The sequence below is a fragment of the Microcoleus sp. N9_A1 genome (assembly GCF_036701795.1).
Classification (GTDB): domain Bacteria; phylum Cyanobacteriota; class Cyanobacteriia; order Cyanobacteriales; family Microcoleaceae; genus Microcoleus.
Genome location: NZ_JAUBRI010000138.1, coordinates 1 through 6,143 on the forward strand (window position 1 = coordinate 1; position 6,143 = coordinate 6,143).

Sequence of the window (6,143 nt, forward strand, 5' to 3'; positions counted from 1 at the left end):
GAGGTGTGATTTTTTAACATTTTACCTGTTTCTAAACTAAGTATAAATACTTACTTCCTTAATGGGATGCTCCCTAAGCTCTTGTTGCGTCCCAGTAGCCATAATCCCGAGCGGAGGCAAATACTTTGTTTGCTGCTTCGTCCGCTGTTTTTCCGAATCCTCTCACGATCGCTTTTTGGTTGAATTTCCGTTCAACTACGATCGGATATTCCGTCTGTAGTAACATATTTCTGTCTCCTACTGCCGTCTGCCGGCATTGGTTGAAAGTCCAGAAAAGTGGTACCAACACTTTTCTGGGCGTTTAAACAAACTGTAACATCCAATGGATGTTGCGTCAAGAAAAAACTTGAATATTTAGCTAAGATTTGTTTCGCTCATCGAATATGCTAGATTTATGAGCGAGGAAAACAGTAAAAAAGGAAAAAGTAGGGATACTCGCGATCGGCTCACATTTGATGTGGGTGGGTTACGCGAGCGACTTAGAGCTCAGGCGATCGAACCGGGTCAATCGCTGGCTTCGATCGTTCGCATGGGACTGCTGGAATGGTTAAGGATTCGTGAAGAAAATCAACAAAATCAAGAATCTAAATCTAAAAAAAGCGATTAAATTGATATATCAGTTATTGAAAATGCTTAAATCCTATATTCCGTATATGTTTGAGCGATGCCAATTAAACCTTGACATCGTAGGGGTCACTGGTTCGAGTCCAGTTGCGTCCATATTTTAAAGCCCGCTCTGGTAGCGGGTGCCGATTGTTTTTGGTGTTGGATAGTGTGGTAAGGGCGATCGACTTCGACAATACAGAAGTATATCGCAAATTGACTGACGACCCAGACTTCAAATCGTGGCTGACTGAGAGACGATTTAACATGGACTATGACAAAAGGGCAGCTTAGCGAATTCGGATATTTTGATAAATTTGATGACAGTTATGGGAATTTAGATTTGAATTCCCTGGCGACGGTTGATGATAAATCTCCAGCTTATGCGAAGACAAGTAACCTGAAGCGGAGAAAAAAGTTTTATTCTTTAGATACCTAAAGTTTTAAGTACCAGTGAATCCTCAATGACTTATTTAAAGCGAGAGAACTTCCCGAAGATAGTTAGCAATTTCCAGGCGATTTTCTTGTAAGCTAGGAAATTGTTTGTCGCATACTTTAGAAAATTTCTTTAAAACTTTATTACTCACTTTATCCGCATCCTGAAAAATAGCAATAGGATAAAAAGAGTTTTCCCATTTCTCAAATTGAAACAGAGAAATAGTTGCATCACGCACTTGATTATCATTTGGTAGCGCGTAGATACACAAAGGAGTTGCCATATTATTAATATGACAATCTACTTTATAAAAACCTTCTGGGTCATGTTGCGTATCGTGCCATTCAAATACATATCTGTCTTCAGGAACATTCTCAGCTATCAATGTTCTAAAATCTTCGTAAAAAGTTGACTTAACTCTTTCTCTTGACAAATAACTCACATTAGAAATCCTTAATAAAGCTTGGGCAAATCTGTATAAAGCATCTCCATATTCGCCCTGTTCAATTTTTACTATAAATTCTCCATATCTATTTTCTACCTGAAATTCAGCTAGCGAATTTTCAATAATTTCTTTGCGTGTACCGCTTTCTAAATCAGACTCATTAAATCTATATGTTAGGTGCATATATGTATGACCTTCATCAGATAGCAACCATTGATTTTTTTCTCTTTTCAAAACAATAGCTAAATGATCGCCATCATCAAATCGGAAGGGCGTAAATATGCGAAATCTATCCTTACCTTCTTCGGCAAGGCGTAATTCTTCACATACTTTTTGTTTAAACTCCCGCTCGATCGCGTCAGTAGTCATTTTCTCCACCTATTTAAAAGAGGCTACGTTGAGGATCATCAGGTAACTCAAAGCCACAATCCTTTATTAAACTGTCAATAGCTTCTCCGTAATTAGAAAATCTATCAGTAGGTTCAGCATATTTGTCCTCTTCACAAGTTCCATAGTCTTGATACCTCTCTGTCGCCTTATGTATGTGGAAATCATAAAATCTTTCTTTTTCTATCGGATTAGTATGTTCATGGCTTTTTCCATCGTACCGTCTTAAGTGAAAAAGTTTATTAGAACCTGAAGGATAAACTCCAATAATTATCGAAAAATCTAATAGATTCAGACGGCTTTGACGTAAAATTATACGAAACTTGTTTCCATCAACTCCCTTAATATCTAAATCACCCTTCTTGCTAACACCTGCCTCTTTAAGCTGAATCTGGGATTGCCAATTTAAAGGTAAAGGCTTGGATTCACCTATGAGATTATTAATTTCTAGGTCTGAGTATTTAGCCACTAAATTACTGCATTGAACAAGTTAAAACTTTAGTTTTGAGGTTGATTTTCCATAGGCTTTTGCCAATTTACCATTTCTGTAAACGTCATAAAACACTTCTGACACCACCCATCTACCCACAGCGCCGGAATCTTAAACTTCGCCCCACTGTTGGGACACTCCGACAGCAAGCGTAACTTATGCCGATCGCACCCCTGCGTTTTCTTTAACTACCACTCAATTCTATGACAAGGCGACTGCCCATAACAAGCCCGACACAACTGAATCGACTCTGACTTGATCTCCCCACCAGCAGGCGGTAACATTTGCCCTAGCCGATAACCCCCAGCATCCCCAAACCATACCAAATCCCATCGCCCAGTAGGGACACGGCATCGCACCGTGTCCTTAAACGTAACCTATCGACGACAGCCTTCAGCGATCGCCCTTAACACCGCTAGCCGCACTTCAGGATGAGCTTTCTCAAGCCCATTAGCCCGAAAAATCCAGTGTCCGCTGCCCGCGTGCTCGATCGCAATCTTCTGTCCATCCGGCAAAACGATTTGCCACCAATTCAACACAGTGGCTTTAATCAGTTGGCAATGAATCTCGCTCAATTGAGCCTCCATGAGTTTCAGTTGACGCATGATTGGATTTTGGGCAGATGACTTCATGATTTTTTTCCTTAAATAAATTGGATAGTTTCTCGGCTGGGATTTCAGTTTGCTTATTTTTCAGCTTAATTTCACTTTCTGAGCTTTTCGCTTTTACTTTACCTTCCGAACTTTTCGCCTTCACTTCCCTTGTACCACCTTTAGGCTCAATTTTCACTCCAAAACCTTTAGATTTAACTTTGGTTGGAACAGAAATTGAACTCTGTTCCGCTGCGGGCTTCTTAAACTCCGCGTCCAATTGGTCTAAAATCTCCTCTTGTTCGGGAGTATGTTCCGCCGGCTGCTCAAGGTTTCTGGGATTGTATTCGTCAACCAACCTCGCCAAGAATTCCGAAATTGACATTCCCGCTGCGGCGGCTTTTTTGGTTAAAAGGGCGTAGGTGTCGGTTTTGATCCGAATCTGTTTTAGCCGGAGATTGGGATTATTGTCAACAGTTTCGGCTATAGTTACGGCGGTAATCCTTTCTTTGGGTATGACATCAACAACTTCTTGCCACTTTTCCTGTAAAGCGCAGTCGCCGTATTGGTCGGTGACTGCGTGTTTGAACAAGGGGACAACTTGAGCAACGCAGCTTGGCAAAATCTCAAATCCGGCTTTAATTAAGCGCAGGCAAATCCCAGCAGATTTGATAATTTGGGTGCAGTAAAAATACTGTCTGCCTAATGCTTGTTCGCAGTAAATTTTGAAAGTTTTGAACTTGCCTTTGTACAATCGCAGTTTTCGGATCGCGTCTAGCATGATTCCTTGACGCACGTAGTCTAGGAATCCCCTTTTAATTTCGCCCGTGAGGTAGTCTAAATCGTGAAAGGGAGATTGACTCTGGATTTCTTCTTCAAAGTCTAGCAGCGGGCCTGCAAAGTGAAAGTTGGAGGAGACATCGCCTAGGTAGAAGTTGTCGGTAGATGTGGTCATGATCGGGAAGGGGTCGAGAAAGGGAACGATAACACGGAAGTCGTGCGATCGCAAAGTTGAAGTTTTGGTCGGGATCTTTGATACAATTTTGAGTTGGGTTGTGCTGTAGGTCGATCGACCTTTTACATCGCATCACCTCCTCGGCATTGAGGGAAAGAGGCTTGAGGTATGCGCCCAAGCCCGAAAAATACTAAGGGTATGCAGGTGCACAATTAATAGACACTAAAAATAAGGCGGTTATTCAAACCTGCATTTTGACTGTTTGGCTTGCCCAGTCGCCTTTGTTTTGTGTGTCTACTAGCATTTTAGTGCCAGATGCCAACTTTATCAAGCACTAAAATGCTAGCAATTAAATGCTATAATTAATGGAATCTGAAGATCGAGAAACGATAACCTTGAAAAACCTGAGAGAAAGTGCAAATTTGACCCAACCCGAACTTAGTCGTCGAATGGGGGTAGGAATTCGCATTATTGGCGATTGGGAACGAGGAGAAGCCATTCCTCGCTTCGATCGAGCTATTGCTCTGGCGCGGGAGCTAGGCGTACCACTAAAAACACTTGCTAGATGTATGGGATTAGACGTAGCCAAGATTCCCGACGACCTACCAACATGAAGTTTACGTCTTATCACCGTCTTTTTTAAGACGTTTACATCATGAATATTTCGTCCTATGATAGAAGATTTACAAGAAAAGGAGAAGTCTCCATTGAGACTACTCAGAGAAAAAGCTGGACTAACACGCCCTCAAGTTAAAGAAAAAATCGGAATTTCCGAGCGAAGACAAGCTGACTGGGAATTAGGCAAGGCTCTACCTAACGATGAAAACATACTTGCTATGGCTAACCTGTACCAAGTTTCTCTAAAAACTATGTTGGAGCTTTTGGGATTAGACGTAACTAAAATTCCCGATGACTTACCAAGTCTCGCGCCCTCTCCGAAAGACAACTAACCCGCAGGGGTTCGTCCATCTCTAGGGAAAGGGGCTTGGGTGCATGACCCAAGCCCGGAAAATACTAAGGCTATGCAGGCATAATGGGTAGAAACTACAAATAAGGCAGCTCGCTATAAACCAAAACGTTTCCACCGTCCGGCTAAAGCAGCGGCCTTTCTGTTGTCTCTATCTTTAACAAGGATACTTGTAAGTTTCTAAGTTGTCAACAAGTTTGCTTGTAAATCTCCTATGATATGCCCCGAAAGAAACAAACTCAAGAGTCCAAAGATATACCAGCACTGCAAATCTTGCGGGAGGCTGTTGGTTTATCGCAATCGGCCTTAGCAAAACAAATTCCCGACAAAACGGGCGCAAAAACCCTAAGTCAACAAGCAATCAGTAACTGGGAAAGAGGACTAGACGAACCCGAACTGACAATTGCTCAAATGAAAGCCCTGTGCAAAGCTCTCGGAAAAACACTTAATGACTTACCGAATGACTTAGGCCCACCAAATCCTGAGTGATAACTAAAAAGTCAAAAAGGTCGATCGCACTTTCAACGATCAATCCGTAATTTTCCCTCTCAGAGCCTTAATCTGCCCCCGCTTGGTTTTGCTGTCGAGACGCTTGCGCTGGGAACTACGAGTGGCTTTGCTGGGTTTGCGCCTTTTCGGGATGACGATCGCACTTTTGATCAACTCTTGCAGCCGTCTCAAAGCCTCCTCCCGGTTTTGTTCCTGGCTGCGGTGTTCCTGAGACTTAATCACAATCACGCCTTCTTGGGTGATCCGCTGGTCGTTGATTAGCAATAAACGCTGCTTGTAGCGATCGGGTAATGAAGAAGCGCCGATGTCAAAGCGCAGGTGAATAGCCGTTGCTACCTTATTGACATTTTGCCCGCCCGCACCTTGGGAGCGAATGGCGCTAATCTCGATTTCGCGATCGGCAATAAATACGGTGTTGGAAATTTCTAGCATGATTGGGCGGGCGATCGAGCAAACTGTAGAGAAAATTTTGGTAACTGATCTCTAGAATAACTACTTTTTCTACCAATAGATAGTCGCTGCTGAGGGGGCAAAAAAGTAAGTATGTAGAAACATAAAAAATAGGTTATAAAACAGATGGCAGACACAAAGCTGAGCATAGTCATTACCAGCGCCGATTCTGAACTCGGACAAGCAACCGTCCGGCGGTTTGTAGCGCAGGGACACAAAGTAACCGGATTGACAGAGCATAGTCCTGTAGGCTAATTTATTGAACTTTACTGAAAATACCTGAATTATGCGGTAACTTATAAAAGTAGTA

General features: G+C 42.4%; 12 protein-coding genes. 5 read left to right on the plus strand and 7 right to left on the minus strand.

Annotated features, from left to right (window positions below; all coding sequences use genetic code 11):
* Positions 1-73 precede the first annotated feature (73 nt).
* Positions 74-226: a hypothetical protein gene (locus QUA58_RS30535; protein WP_333397885.1), complete on the minus strand. Its 153-nt coding sequence runs from the start codon at positions 224-226 to the stop codon at positions 74-76.
* Between the two features lie 168 nt (positions 227-394).
* On the opposite strand from QUA58_RS30535, the gene QUA58_RS30540 reads away from it, so the two are divergent.
* The gene (locus QUA58_RS30540) at positions 395-607 is read left to right on the plus strand and encodes a hypothetical protein (RefSeq protein ID WP_333038842.1); all 213 of its coding nucleotides are present in this window, start codon (positions 395-397) and stop codon (positions 605-607) included.
* A 64-nt stretch (positions 608-671) separates the two neighbouring features.
* On the opposite strand, the gene QUA58_RS30545 is transcribed toward QUA58_RS30540, so the two are convergent.
* From QUA58_RS30545 to QUA58_RS30565, 5 genes are all read right to left on the minus strand, one after another.
* Positions 672-872 carry a hypothetical protein gene (locus QUA58_RS30545; RefSeq protein WP_333397887.1) on the minus strand — a complete coding sequence of 67 codons (201 nt, stop codon included), beginning with the start codon at positions 870-872 and terminating at the stop codon, positions 672-674.
* A gap of 204 nt (positions 873-1,076) precedes the next feature.
* On the minus strand, positions 1,077-1,853 hold the full coding sequence (locus tag QUA58_RS30550) for a DUF1828 domain-containing protein (protein WP_333252354.1): 777 nt from the start codon (positions 1,851-1,853) through the stop codon (positions 1,077-1,079).
* A gap of 13 nt (positions 1,854-1,866) precedes the next feature.
* The gene (locus QUA58_RS30555; RefSeq protein WP_333252355.1) at positions 1,867-2,340 is read right to left on the minus strand and encodes a hypothetical protein; all 474 of its coding nucleotides are present in this window, start codon (positions 2,338-2,340) and stop codon (positions 1,867-1,869) included.
* A gap of 398 nt (positions 2,341-2,738) precedes the next feature.
* Positions 2,739-2,936, minus strand: a complete 198-nt coding sequence (locus tag QUA58_RS30560) for a hypothetical protein (RefSeq protein WP_332970636.1) — start codon at positions 2,934-2,936, stop codon at positions 2,739-2,741.
* Positions 2,908-3,906, minus strand: coding sequence for a hypothetical protein (locus tag QUA58_RS30565; RefSeq protein WP_333252357.1), 999 nt, complete (start codon positions 3,904-3,906; stop codon positions 2,908-2,910). The genes QUA58_RS30560 and QUA58_RS30565 overlap by 29 nt, the downstream gene beginning before the upstream one ends.
* A 365-nt stretch (positions 3,907-4,271) precedes the next feature.
* Here QUA58_RS30565 and QUA58_RS30570 point away from each other — a divergent pair, with 365 nt between their 5' ends.
* The 3 genes from QUA58_RS30570 (at position 4,272) to QUA58_RS30580 (ending at position 5,362) form a co-directional block, all read left to right on the plus strand.
* On the plus strand, positions 4,272-4,520 hold the full coding sequence (locus tag QUA58_RS30570; RefSeq protein ID WP_333397890.1) for a helix-turn-helix transcriptional regulator: 249 nt from the start codon (positions 4,272-4,274) through the stop codon (positions 4,518-4,520).
* A gap of 57 nt (positions 4,521-4,577) precedes the next feature.
* The gene (locus tag QUA58_RS30575; protein ID WP_333397892.1) at positions 4,578-4,856 is read left to right on the plus strand and encodes a helix-turn-helix transcriptional regulator; all 279 of its coding nucleotides are present in this window, start codon (positions 4,578-4,580) and stop codon (positions 4,854-4,856) included.
* A gap of 236 nt (positions 4,857-5,092) precedes the next feature.
* Positions 5,093-5,362: a helix-turn-helix transcriptional regulator gene (locus tag QUA58_RS30580; RefSeq protein ID WP_333252360.1), complete on the plus strand. Its 270-nt coding sequence runs from the start codon at positions 5,093-5,095 to the stop codon at positions 5,360-5,362.
* Positions 5,363-5,401: 39 nt separating this feature from the next.
* On the opposite strand, the gene arfB is transcribed toward QUA58_RS30580, so the two are convergent.
* Complete coding sequence (gene arfB / locus QUA58_RS30585) at positions 5,402-5,815, minus strand: alternative ribosome rescue aminoacyl-tRNA hydrolase ArfB (protein ID WP_333397893.1); 414 nt, start codon at positions 5,813-5,815, stop codon at positions 5,402-5,404.
* Positions 5,816-5,959: 144 nt separating this feature from the next.
* On the opposite strand from arfB, the gene QUA58_RS30590 reads away from it, so the two are divergent.
* Positions 5,960-6,088 carry a hypothetical protein gene (locus tag QUA58_RS30590; protein ID WP_333397894.1) on the plus strand — a complete coding sequence of 43 codons (129 nt, stop codon included), beginning with the start codon at positions 5,960-5,962 and terminating at the stop codon, positions 6,086-6,088.
* The last annotated feature ends 55 nt before the right edge of the window (positions 6,089-6,143 follow it).

Coding starts and splice junctions, on each gene's coding strand:
- QUA58_RS30535 (WP_333397885.1), bottom strand. CDS start 226: ATGTTACTACAGACGGAATATCCGATCGTAGTTGAACGGAAATTCAAC.
- QUA58_RS30540 (WP_333038842.1), top strand. CDS start 395: ATGAGCGAGGAAAACAGTAAAAAAGGAAAAAGTAGGGATACTCGCGAT.
- QUA58_RS30545 (WP_333397887.1), bottom strand. CDS start 872: ATGTTAAATCGTCTCTCAGTCAGCCACGATTTGAAGTCTGGGTCGTCA.
- QUA58_RS30550 (WP_333252354.1), bottom strand. CDS start 1,853: ATGACTACTGACGCGATCGAGCGGGAGTTTAAACAAAAAGTATGTGAA.
- QUA58_RS30565 (WP_333252357.1), bottom strand. CDS start 3,906: ATGACCACATCTACCGACAACTTCTACCTAGGCGATGTCTCCTCCAAC.
- QUA58_RS30570 (WP_333397890.1), top strand. CDS start 4,272: ATGGAATCTGAAGATCGAGAAACGATAACCTTGAAAAACCTGAGAGAA.
- QUA58_RS30575 (WP_333397892.1), top strand. CDS start 4,578: ATGATAGAAGATTTACAAGAAAAGGAGAAGTCTCCATTGAGACTACTC.
- QUA58_RS30580 (WP_333252360.1), top strand. CDS start 5,093: ATGCCCCGAAAGAAACAAACTCAAGAGTCCAAAGATATACCAGCACTG.
- arfB (WP_333397893.1), bottom strand. CDS start 5,815: ATGCTAGAAATTTCCAACACCGTATTTATTGCCGATCGCGAAATCGAG.
- QUA58_RS30590 (WP_333397894.1), top strand. CDS start 5,960: ATGGCAGACACAAAGCTGAGCATAGTCATTACCAGCGCCGATTCTGAA.